The organism is Bacillus cereus group sp. BfR-BA-01350, from assembly GCF_022663775.1.
GTDB classification, from domain to species: Bacteria; Bacillota; Bacilli; order Bacillales; family Bacillaceae_G; genus Bacillus_A; species Bacillus_A paranthracis.
Genome location: NZ_JAKUGD010000002.1, coordinates 187,350 through 206,342 on the forward strand (window position 1 = coordinate 187,350; position 18,993 = coordinate 206,342).

The window sequence follows — 18,993 nt, forward strand, 5'->3', positions numbered from 1 at the left end:
AAATTACTTAACCTAGAGAGCATCTCATTGGACAAATAATTAATTATGTGAAACAATAATAACAGATAAGGAGACGTTAATTTTCCTTAAGTGCTTCGAATTAATTTTATTCAATAAGAGAAGGTGTGCTTAAAGAAGTTAAATTAAATAAGGAGCTGTTTTATTATATGCAACAAAATAATGATTTAAATTTTGAACCTCAAGACGTTAATATTGTTAATCCTAAACAAGCCAGGAAAGCAGTAGTTGCTACTGGTATAGGGAACGCAATGGAGTGGTTTGACTTCGGATTATACGCGTATTTAGCGGTAATTTTAAGTCAATTATTCTTCTCAGGTGTTGATAATAGTGGATTGCAACTTGTACTTACATTCGGTACATTTGCAGCGGCCTTCCTCGTTCGACCAATCGGAGGTGTATTCTTTGGTAGAATAGGAGATAAGTACGGCCGAAAAATCGTGTTAAGTACTACTATTATTTTAATGGCACTTTCTACATTATTCATCGCATTACTACCAACCTATGAACAAATTGGTGTATGGGCACCAATACTACTTTTAGTTGCCCGAATGATTCAAGGCTTCTCTACAGGCGGCGAATATTCAGGAGCAATGGTTTATATCGCAGAATCTTCTCCAGATAAAAAGCGTGGTATACTCGGTAGTGGTCTTGAAATTGGAACACTCTCAGGTTACATTGCTGCATCGGTAATTGTTACCATTTTGACGTTATTGTTAACAGATGAACAAATGCTCAGCTGGGGCTGGCGTATTCCTTTCTTAATAGCTGCACCAATTGGTTTGGTCGGTTTATACTTACGCCGTCATTTAGATGAATCTCCCATCTTTGAAGAGATGGAAAAAGCACAAGAGGAATCTGAAGACAATGAACAATTTTCATTTATGGATATTATGAAATATCACAAAAAAGACTTCTTATTAAGCACAGTAATTGTCGCCTTCTTTAATATTACAAATTATATGATTCTTTCGTATATTCCTTCTTATCTAACTCAAGTACTTAAAGTCGAAGAAACAACAGGCTTACTAATTATTTCTATTACGATGGCACTTATGATTCCACTAGCACTATATTTCGGTAAATTAAGTGATAAAATTGGTAATAAACGCGTCGTGCAAATCGGTTTACTTGGTTTAACTGTATTTGCAATTCCAGCCTTTTTACTAATAGGTAACGGGCATATTGCAGCTATATTTGCAGGTATTTTCGTATTAGGTTTCTTCCTAAGTGTATATGAAGGAACATTACCTTCATTATTACCATCACTCTTTTTCACTGATGTACGTTATCGAGCACTTTCGATCTCATTTAATATTTCTGTATCGATATTTGGTGGTACAACACCACTTGTATGTTCATACTTAGTTCATGCAACCGGTAACCCGCTTGCACCGGCATTTTATTTAACAGGTGTAAGTATTATTGGATTAGTTGTATTTAGTGTACTATTCGTTACAACATCAGGACGTGCGCTAAAAGGTTCATATCCTACAGTAGAATCGAAAAAAGAAGCACACCAAATTGCTAAAGAAGATCCTGAAGAAACACTTTGGTGGCATGAAGAGTCATTAGAGATTGAAGCAGGGAAAAACGCCTCAATTTAAAAAGTAACGTAGAAGTATAAAAAGACTCCTATGAAAATAGGAGTCTTTTTGTTGTGTTATTTCTTTCTTTTCTTTAAACTCTTCTGATATGCATAGAGTTTATGGATTTCTTCCTTAAATTCATACAAAAGTACGGTGTTTTCCTCATTTGAATAACGCACTGTATTATAAGCATTACTAATAATATGACTCTGAATATTTACATCTTCTTCACTATTTATTCTATCTAACCATGCCTCAATAGTTTCTCCTCGATTTCTATTTAAAGGAGGAATTAACTTACTCTCAAGCTTAAAAATTTCTTTTCGAATTTCGTTATGTGGCGGTTTGTTTCGTTTCAAACGTTTTTGGCTCATTCCTTCTTTATCAGTGATGATAGTAGATTCAAAGACAGGTATATTTGGTAAACTGAATTGTTTTCGTTTTTTTATTATTTTCCAAACGACATAAATAGCGATAGCTGTACAAGCAATTATGGTCATGCTATTTATAAGAGTTGGATCAAAAGAACGTGGCTCCAAATCATCCTTAATTGTAGGGTCTTTTAGATTTCCTTTATTCGACCAAAAATCATCTGTTTCTTTTAACACGGCTGCTGAAAATAATGGATTGATAGCGTATCCGAACCCTAATGCAACTGCTTCTATGATAAATGAAAAAACAAGCCGAATGAAAGGAAACACTTGAATAAGTATTATACTCATTACACCAATCGTAATAATAGAAGCGAAACGTAATAACTGTTGATTCCGATTTGCTCCAGTTAACCAAAATGTAATCATAATGTGTATAACTAATAGTAATAGTTTCCCGAGTGGTGGAAAAGGCGCATAAAATATAGCTGAAACACCAAACCAAACGATACCACCTAACGATTTTTGAACTGGGTATCCTGGTCCAACTACATGTACGATAAAGAAGAAAAGCGGTAACATAATTGTGCCAAATAGAGAGAACGGGAGAAAAATAGAACAACCGATTATTTGAGTCATTAACAGTATGACAAATCCTGTTGTTTTTTTCTTCGTGAATGTATGGATTAGAAATACACCAATATAGCTTAGTGCTAAAAATATAGTAATAGCTATAAGTTCGTCCCTTTCTGTTAATAACGAAAGGAGGAGCAGCAGAATAAAGTCATTAACGTGATAGAGCCAAGTTTTCAAGCTTTTCCACCATCCCTTCGTTATTTATGAGAAACGTAGGTTGCGATAGAAGAGAGAGGTCATTCTTCTGCAAGCCAATGTAAATCATTGTAGACGATCGTTCTCCTTTTCTATTTGTATAATGGAGAAATCCTTGTTTCGGAATTAGTGTGCTATCGTCTGAAATACGTGCCAATTCCTCTAAAGCTTTTGCGTAATGTGTTTGTCCTTCATTTAATGGTAAGTGCAGAGGACCACCTTCAGCTAATACACTAATAAATAATTCAAACGGTATTTGATGCTTCGTAGCGTATTGACAAATGTATGTTGCAAATGAAATAAGATCTTCTATATTATCTTTCCAACCAAACCCGCGATTAGCAGCTAATGAAAGACAAATTGTCCAACTATAATTTTTAACAGGTTCATATTGCTTCGCCTGTAATTCCTGCATTTTCGCAGATGCTTTCCAATGAATGGAGCGGAAAGATTCACGTTCGTACCGTTTCACACCGATAATAGATGTTTCATCATTGTAAAAAGAAAAATTCGTTCGATATGATCCATTTAAAAGTTGCTGAAGTTCTTGCAAACCTGCTACTTCTTTAGGTGATGGATACACAATAATTTCAGTTCTTAATTTATCAAATACAGGTAAATGTACAGATAATAAATGAAAAGGATCTTTCAAAACACATTCGAATTGTTCAATTTGGAACACGCCACGCTTCGTTGCAGTTAATGATAAATCCCATTTTTGCGCTGAATGAGCAGGTTGTGAAAAAGGAAAAGAGAATAACGTTTTCGATATTTGTTCAATTCCTTGATCTTTATTCGGTAGTAGGGACGGATCTAAATGAAAATAACAAACACCGTTAACGAGTGGTATGTTTGCTCCATTTTTTAAATGAATAAAAAACTGTCCAGATTCATTAGGAAATAAACGAGTTGTTTGTTTCTCGTTTAGCAATTGAAACTGTTTTTCTATATATGCGACATATTTATAAATGAAAATCGCAAATAAATAGTAGAAGAAAAAGAAAAACATAATGATTCGTTGCGGCATAAAAAATGTAAATAGTATCGCGCCTGGAACAGATAGTTGAATAATATGAAGTTGAAAAAATAAAGGTACAGTTACAACGCGCTGTCCATTCATGTTTGCTCAATCTCCACTGGTACGTCAACCTCTTTTAAAATCTTTTGCATCATTTCATTTTTTGTCGTACGTAATGCGCCTTCCATTGATAAGATGATACGGTGATTCCAAACAGAAGGAACTAACAATTGTATATCTTCTGGTGTGCAATATTCTCTCCCGCGTAAAAAGGCTAAAGCTTGAACAGCACGTACTAAAGCTAATGTGGCACGTGGACTTACACCGTTAGCGATATAATCATGATTTCTTGTAGCATGAGCAAGTTTAATAATGTAATGTTCTAACGGTTCGGATACGAAAATCTCTTTTACTTGTTTCTGTGCCTCTAAAATATCATCTAAAGTAATAACAGATGTGACACTTTCTAGTGGTGCATCGTTACGAAAACGTCGCATCATTTGTAGTTCATCTCCAGGATTCGGATAACCTATAGAAATTGTCATTAAAAAGCGATCAAGCTGTGCATCTGGAAGAGGGAACGTTCCTTGTGATTCAATTGGATTTTGCGTCGCAATAACAAAGAACGGTTTTGGAAGAGGAGTTGACTGCTTTTCAAGCGTCACTTGTCGTTCTTCCATCGCTTCTAATAAACTAGACTGTGTTCTCGGCATTGCACGGTTAATTTCATCTGCCAGTAGAATGTTTGCCACGACTGGTCCGAGTCTTAACTCGAATTCGCTCGTTTTCGGATTGAAATATTCAATACCTGTCACATCACTCGGAAGTACATCCGGTGTAAATTGAACGCGAGAAAAATTACCGCCAATACTTTTTGAAAGGGTTTTCGCAAGTAACGTTTTCCCAGTACCAGGTACATCCTCAAGAAGTACATGACCGTCAGCAAGCAAGGAAACGATTAATAGATCTATAACATTTTCTTTACCTACAAAAACTGAACCTATATTTTCTTTCAATTTATTTATCATATGTATCATTCCTTTCAAAATATAAACGGATATTTCTATATTTTAACAAATTATTCAGAAAATTTATATGGTTTTTCAATTCAAAGAAATAAATATTCAGTTATTAAATTATACTCTTGCATATTTTGGAATATGAATATATAATATCGGTATACGATGTATCGTGAGTCGATATATCATGAGGCGATGTATCGGAGGTGGTTATAATGAATACGAAAGCGAGAAAATATATTCCGTTAACTGAGGCGACATATTACATATTGTTATCACTAGTGAAACCAATGCACGGATATGGAATTATGCAATTGGTAGAAGAGATGACAAATGGAGAAGTAAAGCTCGGTCCTGGAACTTTATACGGGAATACGACGAAGTTATTAAAAGAGAAATTAATTGTTGAAGTTGCCTCAACAGATAGAAAGAAGTGCTATGAGTTAACGCCACTTGGTAAAGAAGTGTTAGAGCTAGAGTATAACAGGTTGCAACGATCTGTAAGGAATGGGAATAGTATATTAGGGGAGTGAATGGAAGATGGAGACAAAAAGGGTATTCAAATTTTTTATGGCATGGAATTTAGAAAAAGAAGAAGCTTTTTTACGAAAGATGCATCAGCAAGGTTGGGCATTACAAAAATATAATTTAATGTATACGTTTCAGAAAACGGAGCCAAAAGATGTAATGTACAAAGCTGATTTTAGATTGGTTTATAGAGATTCGAAAGAACAACAACAAGAGTATTTCGAAATATACGAAATGTCAGGTTGGAAACGCGTAACAAGTTTCACAAGATGGAATTATTTTTGTAAAGAAGTAGAAGAAGTAAATGAATTGCCTGATATTTACTCAGAAAAGGAGACGAGGATACAAAAACTAAATGAATTATTGTTATTCCTTGTTATTATATCAGCAAGTTTATTACCATCAATGTATAATCTGTTTTTAAGCCCGATGGAATCAAGAGTGCCAATGTGGGCGAAAGTTATGACCGGTCTTACAGGTGGTATGTGGATGTACTTCTTTATAAGACTTTCTTGGAAAATCAAGAAATTAAAAAGTGAAATATTATAATAAAGAGTGGAGTTTAAAAGAAGTTGATGAGAGAAGAGGTTAAATACTAAATACCGGAATCAACTTCTTTTGTCTCTATATAAACATAATTTGTTCACTCATTTTTATATAATAAAAAATGTATAATTGCGTTGTAGAAATACCAATTGCAACACCAAGACAAGTAATTAAACTAAAAAATCATAAACGAAAAAGAAATGATTCTCAATAATAATCACCAGTTAAAGTTATTTATATATTAGCATTATTTGGTAATTCTCCTTTTTATGAACATTAATAAAAGAGTGTAAAGTTTAAGGTATAATATAATAAGGAAGAGATACGTTTTTTATTACCGTATTTAAAGAAAAAATCCCCTATAGAAAAAAATTTTTCTACAAGGGATAGTAATGACATTATTAGAAAGACTGATTTTGCGCAGGTTTAATAAATTGTTCAGGATTTTCAACGAGTCCGCATACAGCACATTGGACGCGATAAGTAGGTCCTTGATAAGCCATATGAAAAGCATTCATCGTTTCATTTGTGTATTCTTCTTCTACTTGACCAGTTTGTGGATTTAATTTGACTGGTTTTACTTGTTGCTCAAGAATATTAAAGCGGGTACGGTTCGTTTTACAACTTGGACATAGCATTGGTTCCATATGTATACACCTCCATTTGTAGCATTTCTTAAACTCATTAATTTTATGCAAGTAAAAAAACTTTCTCAATATAAATAGGTGTTTAATGTATTTAAAATTCAGAAAAAATAAAATATAATAAGAGTACGAACTGGTTATGTCCAAACCAAATCTCCTGTTTTATGCCAATAAGCTGGGGGGCCGAGAAATCGGCCTCATTTTTTTGTGCTCGTTACTATAGGAAACAAGGTTTTTATAAGGCTTTTGTCGAAATTTTAGGGATGGATATAAAGGGGGATTAATAATGGATTTGAAGATGAAGTACATCATTTTATACGTAGAAAAGTTTGAGGAATGTTTAAAATTCTATAAAGATATTTTACAGTTACCTATAAAAGCAGAGCATGGTACATATATTGAATTTAATACGGGTACTACCATATTAGCGATGAATACGCGGCAAGACGTAAAAGAATTAACGGGACTACCACTTACAGAAGGTGAGTTACAATCTTCCCATTTTGAATTGGGATTCGTTGTTGAAAATGTACAAGAAACGATTGAGCAATTTAGAGAACAAGGTATTACGGTTTTAGTTGAACCAATTGTAAAGCCGTGGGGGCAAACCATTGCATATATTGCTGATCCAGATGGGAATTATATTGAAATTTGCAGTTCATTAGAATAGAAGGAGAAAAAGAGATGGGGTTTCCGAAACTAGAAACAGAACGTTTACAATTAAGAGAATTAACGCTGTTAGATGCAGAAACGATGTTCCGTTATTTTTCAAAAGAGTCTGTTATACGTTATTTCGGAATGGATTCTTTCGAAAATATTGAGCAAGCGAAAACAACGATTCAAACGTTTAAAAATCGTTATGAAGAGGGAAGTGTATTTCGCTGGGGAATAGAGAAAAAGGGGACGGGCCAATTAATCGGAACGTGCGGTTTTCATTTAATTAACCATCATCATAAGCGAGCTGAAATTGGTTATGAATTAGACGATACATATTGGGGACAAGGATACGCATCGGAAGCGTTACAGGCGATTTTAGCTTACGGGTTTGAAACGTTGCAACTTATAAGAATTGCTGCTGTCGTATATGTAGAAAATAAAGCTTCTCAAAAGTTATTAAGTAAAGCAGGATTTCAAGAAGAAGGATTACTTCGAAAACATATGATTCAAAATGGAGTTGCTCATGATACCATTTTATACTCGTTATTAAAAGAAGAGTGGAAGAAGTAATGAGTACAAATGAGCTTATAAATATAATGAAGAAACATAAAGAAAATAGGTTCATTCTAGGTATAGATGGTTTAAGTCGATCTGGTAAAACGACATTCGTTGCAAATTTAAAAGAAAACATGAAACAAGAAGGCGTTCCGTTCCATATTTTTCATATTGATGATCATATAGTAGAACGTAATAAACGATATCATACTGGCTATGAAGAATGGTATGAGTATTATTATTTGCAATGGGATATTGAGTGGCTTCGGCAGAAGTTTTTTCGAAAGTTACAATATGAAACAAAATTGAAATTACCGTTTTATTATGATGACACAGATACATGTGAAATGAAAAAAGTACAGATCCCCATAGTAGGTGTAATTGTAATTGAAGGCGTTTTTCTACAGCGAAAAGAATGGAGAGATTTCTTTCATTATATGGTGTACTTGGATTGTCCAAGAGAGACACGTTTTCTGTGGGAAAGCGAAGAGACCCAAAAGAAACTTTCGAAGTTTCAAAATAGGTATTGGAAGGCAGAGGATTATTACTTAGAAATGGAATCGCCGAAGGATAGGGCGGATTTAGTTATAAATTGATTTGAAGAAAACCTCAACTTTTTGTTTGAAAAGTTGAGGTTTCTCTATGTAATAGCAGATTAATTATTTCAATTAATGAGAAGGAGAATATTATTATAATTTGAATTATATATTTATAGATAAATCTATAGATGAAAAGATTTCAATAAAGCGAGTGATCACATGAGTATTTTTATTTTAGAAGATGATGTCATACAGGCGCAGCAAATGAAGCGGTTAGTTGAAGAGATTTGTGAGAAATATATGTTGCCTTTTGATTTTATTGAGGTAACTAGTAAGAGTGAAAACATTATTACTAATATTCCAAAGGCGAAGTATGTCCCAATCTATTTTTTAGATATAGAGATAAAAAGAGAAGAGCGAAAAGGGTTACAAGTGGCGCAAGAAATACGAAAGTATGATACGCAAGGAATTATTGTGTTTGTAACGACACATTCTGAATTTGCACCTATTTCATATCAATACATGGTATCAGCATTAACTTTTATTGATAAAGGGTCGTCATATGAGGAGAGATATAAAGTTTTTGAACAATGTTTACTTCAATATGAAGCAAGAAATAAGCATATTATTCCGTCCGATGACTTTATCGTTGAAAATAGTAATGCCACTGTGCGGATTCCTTTTTATGAAGTTGAATATGTTATGACTGATGAACCGCACCGTTTAGCATTAGTCACATTAGATCGAATCGTTTATTTTTATGGAACTTTAAAGGAAATTGAAATAATCGATGAACGTTTATTTCGGTGTCATCAATCATATATCGTGAATACGAAGCAGATGTCTTCTTACGATGCGAAGCAAAAAATGATAGTTTTAAAAAGCGGGAAACGTATTCCGGTATCACGTCGTTTAGTGAGTAAAGTACGTAACATATTAAAGGGTGAGATGTAATGTATATTTATGATTTATTTGCAATACTGCTTACTAGTATGTGTCACGCGTTTTTATATATACAATTAATCCGATACAACAGATTGTCAGTTAGAATGTTGATAGCTTTAAGTACGGTATTCATTATTTTACTTGCTATAGTCGTAACAGTAACGAGATATCCAGAGTTGAATAGTACGATTGTGTTATTTTTAATAAGTTTAGGATTAATGCAAAATGAATTAAAATTTAAGCATAATTTATATTTTGCACTGGTGAGTATGGTGATTATAACGTTAGTGAAAATGTTGCTATTAGATTTAGGGATGAAAATCTTTATGTTAACGCCATTCAATTTATATTTATGGACAGGTAGTATTATTCATCTTATCGTATCAATCCTTACTTTTATCGGTATTTTAGTAGCGCGTAAAAGAATTCAAAAAATCGCTCAATATATAGTAAGTAGTCCGTTATACTATGTAACTTATATATTATTAATTATCGGGTTTATTATTGAACTAATTTTAACTCAGCCGTCAACTGAGTTTTTAGCAAAAATAAATCAACAATACAGTGAAGTAAGTTATAATTCAGCGATTATTATTTTTTTATTATTACTAATCATCGTACTAATAAGCTCACATTTATCGAAAGAAAAGTTACGAGAAGAGCATGAAAAACGTTTAGATAAAGAGTTATTAGATTATGTGGAGAAATTAGAGGATATGCATGATGAGCTTGCTAGTTTCCGTCATGATTATATGAATGTATTACTATCGTTAGAAGAGGGAATACGTACAAAAAATGTAAAAGAAATTGAGCAAGTGTACTACGATGTTATTGCTCCCACATTAAAAACAATAAATGATCATGAACTTGATATCGCAAAATTATCTCGCATACAAATTCCTGAAGTAAGAAGCGTATTAAGAGCAAAAGTTAGCACTGCTCAGCAGCAACAAATAAAAGTACTGCTTGATATACCAGAGAACATTGAAAGTGTTTCGATGACGATTATTTCATTTATTCGTATCATTTCAGTTTTAGTAGATAATGCAATTGAGGAAGCAGTACGTAGTGAGGAAAAGATATTACAAATCGCATTCTTTGAAATGGATTCACGACAATATTTTATCGTGCGTAATAGTTCAAAGGGTGAAGCGATTGATTTACAAAAAATTTATGAGAAAAACCATTCAAGTAAAGAAGGTGCTAGAGGGTACGGGCTATTCTCATTAAAACGAATCATAAATAAAACAAATAATGCGACGTTAGAAACAACTTATGTAAGTCCTTATTTCACACAAACATTTATATTAAATGAGATGAAATGACCATCTATGATGAAAAGGAAACCGAATAAGAAATAACTACATACTTTCTTCACTCAATTTTATACACTTCAAGTAAGAGGTGAAGCGAGATGAATGGTCTTATTTTTACAACAATGATTAGCTTTGGTTTACCGCTTATAGCACTTTTATATGCTTTTTGGAAGAAACGCTATATTCCATATATGTTAGGGGTATTGGCTTTTGTTGTATCACAAATATTGATTCGCATACCAATGCTAAATTATTTAAATGGAACTAGCACAGGTTTTCAAATGTTTTCTGTTATGCAGCCTATACTATTTGCAGTTTTGCTTAGTATATCAGCTGGAATTTTTGAAGAGATAGCTCGTTTTATCGCAATGCGTTATTTTATGAAGCAACGAGATTGGCAGTCTGGTTTTTTATTTGGAGCAGGGCATGGTGGTATTGAGGCGGTGTTGATAGTCGGTATCCCAGTAATATCCCTATTATTATCACAAACAGTCATTCAAAATGGTGACAGTTACTATTTCGGCGGTATTGAGCGTATTTTTGCGATGGTATTACATGTTGGGCTTTCCTTCATTGTACTGCAAGCTGTCGTCCAAAAGAAATTTCGTTATGTTGTGTATGCAATTCTCATCCATGGGACTGTAAATGCATTAGCTGGCATTATATCGCTATATGTGCCAGGGGAAATTGGGATTATTATGTCAGAAGTTTCAATAGCAATTTTTGCGTTACTCACTTTTAGTTATAGTTTCATTCTAAAAAGAAAGGGTGTATTAAAATGAGAAGAATGTTACTTATTATTATAAGTGCTATCGCGGCGTTTGCACTTGCAGCATGTACCGGTAATAAAGTAGATGAAAATACGTCTAAAAAATTTATTCCGAAAGCGGAAGAAACTGTATCATTATTAAATGAAGCAAAGTATAAAGAAGTGCATGAAAAATTTGATAGTAAAATGAAAGCTGGATTACCAGAAGAAAAAATGAAAGATCTTACACCTGTAATTGAGAAAGCTGGTACGTTCGAAAAAATTGAAAAACAATCGATTGAAGAAAAAGATGATTTATATACTGTGATTCTTGTAGCGAAATATAGTAAAGAACAACGGACATATATTATAACTTATAATGACAAAGAAGAAATAGCAGGTTTATTTATTAAATAAAAAAGAGATACAGTGGAAGTTCTGCTGTATCTCTTTTTTTGATTTAACCAAATTATGGTTATTTGTGCTAATATGAACTTATAGCTATATAGAAGGGGGGATTAGTATGAAAACTGAAATAGGTCCTAAAAAGAAGTACAGTAAAATAAGCTATATATGTTTACTTATCGGCATTTTATGTTTTCTATTCGTTTTTATAACGCCAACAAGGATAGCGAATGCAGGTAATATAGCGGGAGATTATATTACCGTTGCCCTAACAGTTGCAGGTATCATACTTTCTATCATAACGATGATGAAAAAAACAGAGAAGAAGGGGATTGCTATTCTTTCGTTAATACTATCCTCATCATTTTTTATATTTTGGATCATCGCAATTATTTTATTGTTTACTGGTCAAATTAGTTTTGCGCCGTAATGTGCAATAAAAAGAGTCCTTCTCGTATGAAGGACTCTTTTTATTCGCTTTCTTCCGGTTGATATTCTAAAATATCCCCAGGTTGGCATTCTAATGCTTTACAAATGGCTTCTAAAGTTGAAAAACGGACTGCTTTTGCTTTACCATTTTTCAAGATCGAAAGGTTAGCCATTGTAATTCCAACCTTCTCCGAAAGCTCTGTTACACTCATTTTTCTTTTCGCTAACATTACATCAATATTAATAATAATTGCCATATTATTCACCTCAGACCGTTAAATCATTTTCTGATTTTATATCTATCGCATCTTTTAATAGTCTTTGGAGAACGGCAGCAAAGACCGCGATTACCATTGAAGCAAAAATTATAATCATTCCAATAATAATAATACCAGGGGCGTCATCTCTCTCTGCCACAAGATAGAAAAGTGGCATACCTAATACATATAATACACTAATTGCTAGTGCACTGTACTTAATATTTTTTAAAGCTTTAACAGACAGCTCTGAGAATGCGTTGTTTTTATCAATATAGTTTAAAAGCTTAAATGTTTGGTACAGTGCGAAGTAATAAGGTATTGCTGTCGCGTATAAATTGATAAATACAAGATATTTAATATATGCCATTTCCGGATATAATTTAGCAGCGAAATTCCCTATGTTAGGGACTAAAAAAATGCACATAGCAAGAACAGGGATACCCATTAGAATCACAGCTGTCTTTAAGAAAAGTGTTGATCCTTGTTTCATAAAAAGCACCTCATTTATTTAATATCTTATTAATTTACCACGAAATTTATTGTTAAACAATAAATTTTTATTTAATTCAATTGGGGATTTATTGTTTAACAAGTTAATAATGAAAAATCTTCTTTATAAGATAGATGAACTATACCGAGATGTAATGAATAAGAAAGTTACTATTGTTAGCTTTATAAAAATTGGGAACTAATAAAACATATGTAGGCAGTCAGAATTTTGTATGTAAATGAATGTGAAACTAATGGAGGCGCAATCATGTTTGTATTGGGTTTAAAGATGAAGAAGTTACTGTTAGTAGGAACGATCACACTAAGTATGTTATGTACTGAAAGTATGATGGATGATCATACGGTGGAAGCGAAAGTGAAAAAAGTAGAACGACAACCGAAAAATGTAATCATAATGGTTATGGACGGAACGAGTTCTTCAGCAACTACATTAGCTCGCTTGTATAAAGGGAAACTACTTGCATTAGATGAAATTGTAACAGGAGGAGTTCGTACATATTCGGCGGAATCAGCTATAACAGACTCAGCTCCAGCAGCTACAGCTTTAGCGACGGGGAATAAATCGAATTCTGGATATGTAGGGGTATTACCTACTATTGTGAGTTCACCTGGCTTAAAATCAATAAAAGAAGAGGACAAGTTACGTCCAGTTGCCAATGTTTTAGAAGGTGCGAAACGTACTGGTCGCGCAACTGGAATTGTTGCTACAGCTGAAATTCAGCATGCTACTCCTGCTGGGTTCTCTGCTCACCATGTAAACCGCAAGCATTTTGACGTAATTGCGGAGCAACAAGTGTATCAAAATATAGATGTCGTATTAGGCGGGGGAAAAGCGGCACTTCTACCTGAGAGAGATAGTGGGATTCGAAAAGATGGTGAAGATTTAGTAAAAGTGATTCAAAATAAAGGCTACGACTTTATTGAAACGAAAGAGGCATTATTGAAATCTAAATCTAATAAAATTTGGGGCTCTTTCTCACATAATGCCTTAGCATTTGATATGGATCGTGAAGCAACAAATCCGGAGCAACCAACACTTTCGCAAATGACGGAAAAAGCCATTCAAACGTTATCAAAAGATAAAGATGGGTTCTTTTTATTTGTGGAAGGAAGTAAGCCAGATTGGGCGGCACATGTGAATGATCCAATTGGGATGATTAGTGATGTGTTAGCATTTGATCATGCAGTTGCAGAAGCATTAAGATTTGCAAAAAAAGATGGTAATACGATGCTAATAGCCGTAGCGGACCATGGTAACAGCGGTATTTCTATTGGCAATATGAATACGACAAAAGGTTATAATACTACGCCGGTCTCTGCATATATTGATCCGTTGAAAAAAGCGAAAATGACACTTGAAGGGACTATCAATAATTTGAAGTCTGATATATCCAATGTAGAAGAGGTAGCTAAATTATACGGGTTGGACAATTTAACTTATGATGAAAAAGAAAGGTTAAAAGTGGTTAAAAAGAAAATAGATGTAGGTCCAATTTTCACTACATTATTGGCTAACCGTGCGAACATAGGCTTCACAACAGGAGGACATACTGGTGAGGATGTGTTTTTATATTCATACGGTCCTCAAAAGCCAGTTGGTTTGATTCAAAACACAGACGTTGCAAAGACAATAGCGAAAGCGATGGGCTTTAACTTAGAAGAAGTAACAAAAAAATTGTTTGTAGAGAGTGAATTAGCTTTTAAGCAGAATGGTGCAACTGTAACAATAGATAAAACTGATGTAGCGAATCCTGTACTCATAGTAAAACATAATAATGTAACAGCTCAATTATTTGTTAACAAAAATATAATTCGTATTAAGAATAAAGATTATGAACTAGGAAGTGTTGTTGTAGAAAGCAATGGTAAGTTCTATGTACCAGAAGAAGCAAGTCGTTTATTCATAAAGCATTCTCGTTAAAAAAATGCCAATTCCTTAGCTACTACTTAGGAATTGGCATTTTTGTATAGGTGAGATTTCATTCGAAAAAACGAGGAAAGAGAACCGCAAATTCTAGAGTGAACTTCCTGTAAATTTACCTATTTTATGTTTTTCATCCTAGAAAAAATATTTCTCAACATTTCAGTGTTTTAAAAAGATTGAATATTCGTATTATAACGAATATTATATTGCTATCGGCAAAAATCGATAATTTGCAGACACTGGGGAGGAAATACATTGAAAAAGAAAAAGAAATTAAAACCTTTAGCGGTATTAACAACAGCAGCAGTGCTAAGTAGTACGTTTGCTTTTGGAAGTCATGCAGCGTATGCTGATACGCCACCATCTCTACCAATTGATGAGCATTTAATACCAGAGGAACGCTTGGCAGAAGCGCTGAAGCAACGGGGAGTAATCGATCAATCTGCATCACAAGCTGAGACATCAAAGGCTGTCGAAAAATATGTTGAGAAAAAGAAAGGGGAAAACCCTGGAAAAGAAATCTTGACAGGAGATAATCTTACGCAAGAAGCTTCAGATTTTATGAAAAAAGTAAAAGATGCAAAAATGAAGGAAAATGAACAGGCGCAGCAATCCGAAGTAGGACCAGTAGCTGGGCAAGGTCCAGGATTGAACCCAGGAAAATTAAATGGAAAAGTACCGACTACACCAGCGAAGCAAGCTGAGTACAATGGGGCTGTTCGAAAAGATAAAGTACTTGTATTACTCGTAGAATTTAGCGATTTTAAGCATAATAATATCGATCAAGAACCGGGGTATATGTATTCTAAGGACTTTAATCGTGAACATTATCAAAAAATGTTATTTGGTAATGAGCCATTTACGTTATTTGATGGATCGAAGATTAATACATTTAAACAATATTATGAAGAACAATCTGGCGGAAGCTACACAGTTGATGGAACTGTAACAGAATGGCTTACTGTTCCAGGAAAAGCGTCAGATTATGGTGCTGATGCGGGAACTGGTCATGACAACAAAGGTCCTTTAGGCCCAAAAGATTTTGTGAAAGAAGCATTAAAAGCAGCAGTAGCAAAAGGTATCAATTTAGCAGATTATGACCAATTTGATCAATACGATCAAGATGGTGATGGAAATAAAAATGAGCCAGATGGAATCATCGATCATTTAATGGTAGTACATGCAGGCGTGGGTCAAGAAGCTGGCGGTGGTAAATTGAAAGATGATGCAATTTGGTCTCATCGTTCAAAACTAGGGTCGAAGCCATATGCGATTGATGGGACAAAATCTTCTGTTTCGAACTGGGGCGGAAAGATGGCTGCATACGATTATACAATCGAGCCAGAAGACGGAGCGGTTGGTGTGTTTGCACATGAGTATGGTCATGATTTAGGCTTGCCAGATGAATATGATACAAAGTATTCAGGACAAGGTGAACCAGTTGAATCATGGTCTCTAATGAGCGGCGGTAGCTGGGCTGGAAAAATTGCAGGTACAGAGCCAACAAGTTTCTCACCGCAAAATAAAGAGTTTTTCCAAAAAAATATGAAGGGGAACTGGGCGAATATTGTTGAGGTAGATTATGATAAACTTCGTACGGGAATCGGTACTGCAACATATTTAGATCAAAGTGTGACAAAATCAAAACGACCAGGAATCATTCGTGTTAACTTGCCAGACAAAGATATAAAAAATATTGAGTCAGCATTTGGTAAGAAGTTTTATTACAGCACGAAAGGAAATGATATTCATACAACACTTGAGACACCAGTATTTGACTTAACGACTGCAACGGATGCTAAGTTCGATTATAAGGCATTTTACGAACTGGAAGCGAAGTATGATTTCCTTGACGTATATGCGATTGCAGAAGATGGAACGAAGACACGCATTGATCGAATGGGCGAAAAAGATGTAAAAGGCGGTATAGATACAACGGATGGTAAGTGGATTGATAAATCATATGATTTAAATCAATTCAAAGGAAAGAAAGTAAAACTGCAATTTGAGTATGTAACAGATATTGCAGTAGCATATAAAGGATTTGCGTTAGACAATGCAGCATTAACTGTAGATGGAAAAGTTGTTTTCTCTGATGACGCAGAAGGCCAGCCAGCAATGACATTAAAAGGATTTACTGTGTCTAACGGATTTGAACAGAAGAAACATAACTACTATATCGAGTGGCGTAATTACGCCGGGTCTGATACTGCATTACAATATGCACGTGGTCCAGTATTTAATACAGGAATGGTTGTATGGTATGCGGATCAAAGCTTTACAGATAACTGGGTAGGCGTTCATCCAGGTGAAGGGTTCCTTGGAGTAGTAGATTCTCATCCAGAGGCAATCGTAGGAACATTAAACGGACAACCTACTGTGAAGAGCAGTACACGTTATCAAATTGCCGATGCGGCATTCTCATTTGATCAAACGCCAGCATGGAAAGTAAATTCACCAACTCGCGGTATCTTTGACTATAAAGGATTACCAGGAGTTGCAAAATTTGATGATTCTAAGCAATACATCAACAGCGTTATTCCAGATGCGGGACGTAAGTTACCTAAACTAGGATTGAAGTTTGAAGTAGTAGGTCAAGCTGAAGACAAGTCTGCAGGTGCAGTTTGGATCCATCGATAAAATAAAATGAAATGAAGAGGAGCTGCCATAAGCCGGTGAAACTGACTTATGGCAGCTCTTTTCTGCTTGTGAAAAAGTTTGTAGAAGTTCATTTTATAAATAAAACGCTCCATTTGTCCAATTATAGCGCTATTTGGGGAGTAAGTAATTTGTAAGTATTGAGTAAGAAAAAAGAGAATTTTATAGTATATAATAATATTTATTACATCTACTTTTAACACCTGATACTAATAGTATGCTATAATATGAATTAGCAACATAAAGGAAGGGAATTAAAAAAATGACATTAGAAAAAACTAAAAATTTAAAAAAACAAGTTGCCCCTTATGAAAAATCAACAATTAAAAAAAGTGTGTGGCAACTTATTAACACAGTCGTGCCGTTTATTATTTTATGGTACCTCGCTTATAAAAGTTTGTCCGTTTCTTATCTGTTAGCAGTAGTTCCATCTCTGTTAGCTGCTGGTTTTATGACACGAATTTTCATTATTTTTCATGATTGTACCCATTATTCATTCTTTAAAAGTCGACGTGCAAATAGAATAGTAGGGACATGTATGGGTGTGTTAACGTTATTCCCATTTGATCAATGGGGGCATGATCATGCAATTCATCACGCTACAAGTGGTAATTTAGATAAGAGAGGTACAGGAGATATTTGGACACTTACAGTGGATGAATATGTAGCTGCGCCATTTAGACTTCGTTTAGCATATCGTTTATATCGCAATCCATTCGTTATGTTTGGTTTAGGTCCGATTTATGTATTCTTGCTTAAAAATAGATTTAACCGAAAAGGTGCAAGACAGAAAGAACGTATGAATACGTATTTGACGAATATTATAATTGTTGCCGTAGTAGCTATACTTTGCTGGGCAATAGGATGGCAATCGTTCCTATTAGTACATGGTACGATATTCTTAATTGCAGGTTCAGTAGGGATTTGGCTGTTTTACGTACAGCACACATTCGAGGATTCTTATTTTGAAGAAGATAAAGATTGGGAATATGTGAAAGCGGCTGTGGAAGGAAGTTCATTTTATAAACTTCCAAAAATCTTGCAATTCTTAACTGGTAATATTGGATTCCATCATGTTCACCATTTAAGTCCAAGAGTACCTAACTATAAACTAGAAGAGGCACACAATAATACGCTTCCGTTAAAAAATGTACCAACGATTACACTTGCTACAAGCTTGCGTTCACTTCGTTTCCGTCTTTGGGATGAGAAAAGTAACAATTTTGTTAGCTTTAAAGAAGTCAAAAATATAATTAAAAATAATGTTTCTGTCCGGGTGAAATCGGAACTATAAATTCATCGGCTATAAAACTCCCCTTAATCATTATCGATGTAAGGGGAGTTTTTGTTATGTATAACTGATATCGGGGACGTGGAAAAATACATGTGTAGGTATAAACATAAAGAGACGGTAAATATATTATGTAAACAAGAATAATCATCATATTTTTTTATTACTGTGATGGATATCGTGCATATATAA

20 protein-coding genes are annotated in these 18,993 nt (G+C 34.2%); 14 read left to right on the forward strand and 6 right to left on the reverse strand.

The window, feature by feature from the left end; genetic code table 11:
• Positions 1–167 precede the first annotated feature (167 nt).
• Complete coding sequence (locus tag MR147_RS05065) at positions 168–1,625, forward strand: MFS transporter (protein ID WP_001186942.1); 1,458 nt, start codon at positions 168–170, stop codon at positions 1,623–1,625.
• Positions 1,626–1,681: 56 nt separating this feature from the next.
• On the opposite strand, the gene MR147_RS05070 is transcribed toward MR147_RS05065, so the two are convergent.
• From MR147_RS05070 to MR147_RS05080, 3 genes are read right to left on the reverse strand one after another with little or no spacing between them, the layout of a single operon-like run.
• On the reverse strand, positions 1,682–2,791 hold the full coding sequence (locus MR147_RS05070) for a DUF4018 domain-containing protein (protein ID WP_242303728.1): 1,110 nt from the start codon (positions 2,789–2,791) through the stop codon (positions 1,682–1,684).
• Positions 2,766–3,929 carry a DUF58 domain-containing protein gene (locus MR147_RS05075; protein ID WP_242303729.1) on the reverse strand — a complete coding sequence of 388 codons (1,164 nt, stop codon included), beginning with the start codon at positions 3,927–3,929 and terminating at the stop codon, positions 2,766–2,768. Before MR147_RS05075 ends, MR147_RS05070 begins: the two co-directional genes overlap by 26 nt.
• Positions 3,926–4,855, reverse strand: coding sequence for an AAA family ATPase (locus MR147_RS05080; protein WP_242303730.1), 930 nt, complete (start codon positions 4,853–4,855; stop codon positions 3,926–3,928). Before MR147_RS05080 ends, MR147_RS05075 begins: the two co-directional genes overlap by 4 nt.
• A 206-nt stretch (positions 4,856–5,061) precedes the next feature.
• Between MR147_RS05080 and MR147_RS05085 the strand changes: the two genes are divergently transcribed.
• Together MR147_RS05085 and MR147_RS05090 are read left to right on the forward strand one after the other, a co-directional pair.
• A complete protein-coding gene (locus MR147_RS05085) occupies positions 5,062–5,379 on the forward strand; it encodes a PadR family transcriptional regulator (protein WP_060631323.1) in 318 nt (105 codons plus the stop codon).
• A 7-nt stretch (positions 5,380–5,386) separates the two neighbouring features.
• The gene (locus MR147_RS05090) at positions 5,387–5,923 is read left to right on the forward strand and encodes a DUF2812 domain-containing protein (RefSeq protein WP_000448674.1); all 537 of its coding nucleotides are present in this window, start codon (positions 5,387–5,389) and stop codon (positions 5,921–5,923) included.
• A gap of 398 nt (positions 5,924–6,321) precedes the next feature.
• Here MR147_RS05090 and MR147_RS05095 read toward each other — a convergent pair whose 3' ends face one another.
• Positions 6,322–6,567: a hypothetical protein gene (locus MR147_RS05095; protein WP_000433609.1), complete on the reverse strand. Its 246-nt coding sequence runs from the start codon at positions 6,565–6,567 to the stop codon at positions 6,322–6,324.
• Between the two features lie 283 nt (positions 6,568–6,850).
• Between MR147_RS05095 and MR147_RS05100 the strand changes: the two genes are divergently transcribed.
• The 8 genes from MR147_RS05100 (at position 6,851) to MR147_RS05135 (ending at position 12,159) form a co-directional block, all read left to right on the forward strand.
• Entirely contained in the window at positions 6,851–7,234 is a 384-nt protein-coding gene (locus MR147_RS05100; RefSeq protein WP_000364501.1) for a VOC family protein, read from the forward strand.
• Positions 7,235–7,248: 14 nt separating this feature from the next.
• Complete coding sequence (locus tag MR147_RS05105; protein WP_000506667.1) at positions 7,249–7,791, forward strand: GNAT family N-acetyltransferase; 543 nt, start codon at positions 7,249–7,251, stop codon at positions 7,789–7,791.
• Complete coding sequence (locus MR147_RS05110; RefSeq protein ID WP_074608489.1) at positions 7,791–8,372, forward strand: kinase; 582 nt, start codon at positions 7,791–7,793, stop codon at positions 8,370–8,372. The genes MR147_RS05105 and MR147_RS05110 overlap by 1 nt, the downstream gene beginning before the upstream one ends.
• Positions 8,373–8,534: 162 nt before the next feature.
• Positions 8,535–9,269 (forward strand): LytR/AlgR family response regulator transcription factor, encoded by a 735-nt coding sequence (locus MR147_RS05115; protein ID WP_242303731.1) that lies wholly within the window; start codon positions 8,535–8,537, stop codon positions 9,267–9,269.
• Positions 9,269–10,585: a GHKL domain-containing protein gene (locus MR147_RS05120; RefSeq protein WP_242303732.1), complete on the forward strand. Its 1,317-nt coding sequence runs from the start codon at positions 9,269–9,271 to the stop codon at positions 10,583–10,585. The genes MR147_RS05115 and MR147_RS05120 overlap by 1 nt, the downstream gene beginning before the upstream one ends.
• Positions 10,586–10,674: 89 nt before the next feature.
• Positions 10,675–11,358, forward strand: a complete 684-nt coding sequence (locus MR147_RS05125) for a YhfC family glutamic-type intramembrane protease (protein ID WP_242303733.1) — start codon at positions 10,675–10,677, stop codon at positions 11,356–11,358.
• Positions 11,355–11,741 carry a DUF3887 domain-containing protein gene (locus tag MR147_RS05130; RefSeq protein WP_074608483.1) on the forward strand — a complete coding sequence of 129 codons (387 nt, stop codon included), beginning with the start codon at positions 11,355–11,357 and terminating at the stop codon, positions 11,739–11,741. The genes MR147_RS05125 and MR147_RS05130 overlap by 4 nt, the downstream gene beginning before the upstream one ends.
• 106 nt (positions 11,742–11,847) lie before the next feature.
• Positions 11,848–12,159 (forward strand): hypothetical protein, encoded by a 312-nt coding sequence (locus MR147_RS05135; protein ID WP_242303734.1) that lies wholly within the window; start codon positions 11,848–11,850, stop codon positions 12,157–12,159.
• 40 nt (positions 12,160–12,199) lie between these two features.
• Here MR147_RS05135 and MR147_RS05140 read toward each other — a convergent pair whose 3' ends face one another.
• The gene (locus MR147_RS05140) at positions 12,200–12,415 is read right to left on the reverse strand and encodes a helix-turn-helix domain-containing protein (protein ID WP_000974621.1); all 216 of its coding nucleotides are present in this window, start codon (positions 12,413–12,415) and stop codon (positions 12,200–12,202) included.
• Positions 12,416–12,425: 10 nt separating this feature from the next.
• Complete coding sequence (locus tag MR147_RS05145) at positions 12,426–12,908, reverse strand: DUF2975 domain-containing protein (RefSeq protein WP_242303735.1); 483 nt, start codon at positions 12,906–12,908, stop codon at positions 12,426–12,428.
• A 267-nt stretch (positions 12,909–13,175) separates the two neighbouring features.
• On the opposite strand from MR147_RS05145, the gene MR147_RS05150 reads away from it, so the two are divergent.
• From MR147_RS05150 to desA, 3 genes are all read left to right on the forward strand, one after another.
• The gene (locus tag MR147_RS05150; protein ID WP_242303736.1) at positions 13,176–14,849 is read left to right on the forward strand and encodes an alkaline phosphatase; all 1,674 of its coding nucleotides are present in this window, start codon (positions 13,176–13,178) and stop codon (positions 14,847–14,849) included.
• A gap of 258 nt (positions 14,850–15,107) precedes the next feature.
• Complete coding sequence (locus MR147_RS05155; RefSeq protein ID WP_242303737.1) at positions 15,108–17,492, forward strand: immune inhibitor A domain-containing protein; 2,385 nt, start codon at positions 15,108–15,110, stop codon at positions 17,490–17,492.
• A gap of 280 nt (positions 17,493–17,772) precedes the next feature.
• The gene (desA, locus tag MR147_RS05160) at positions 17,773–18,804 is read left to right on the forward strand and encodes a Delta(5) desaturase DesA (RefSeq protein WP_000171466.1); all 1,032 of its coding nucleotides are present in this window, start codon (positions 17,773–17,775) and stop codon (positions 18,802–18,804) included.
• Positions 18,805–18,993 lie beyond the last annotated feature (189 nt).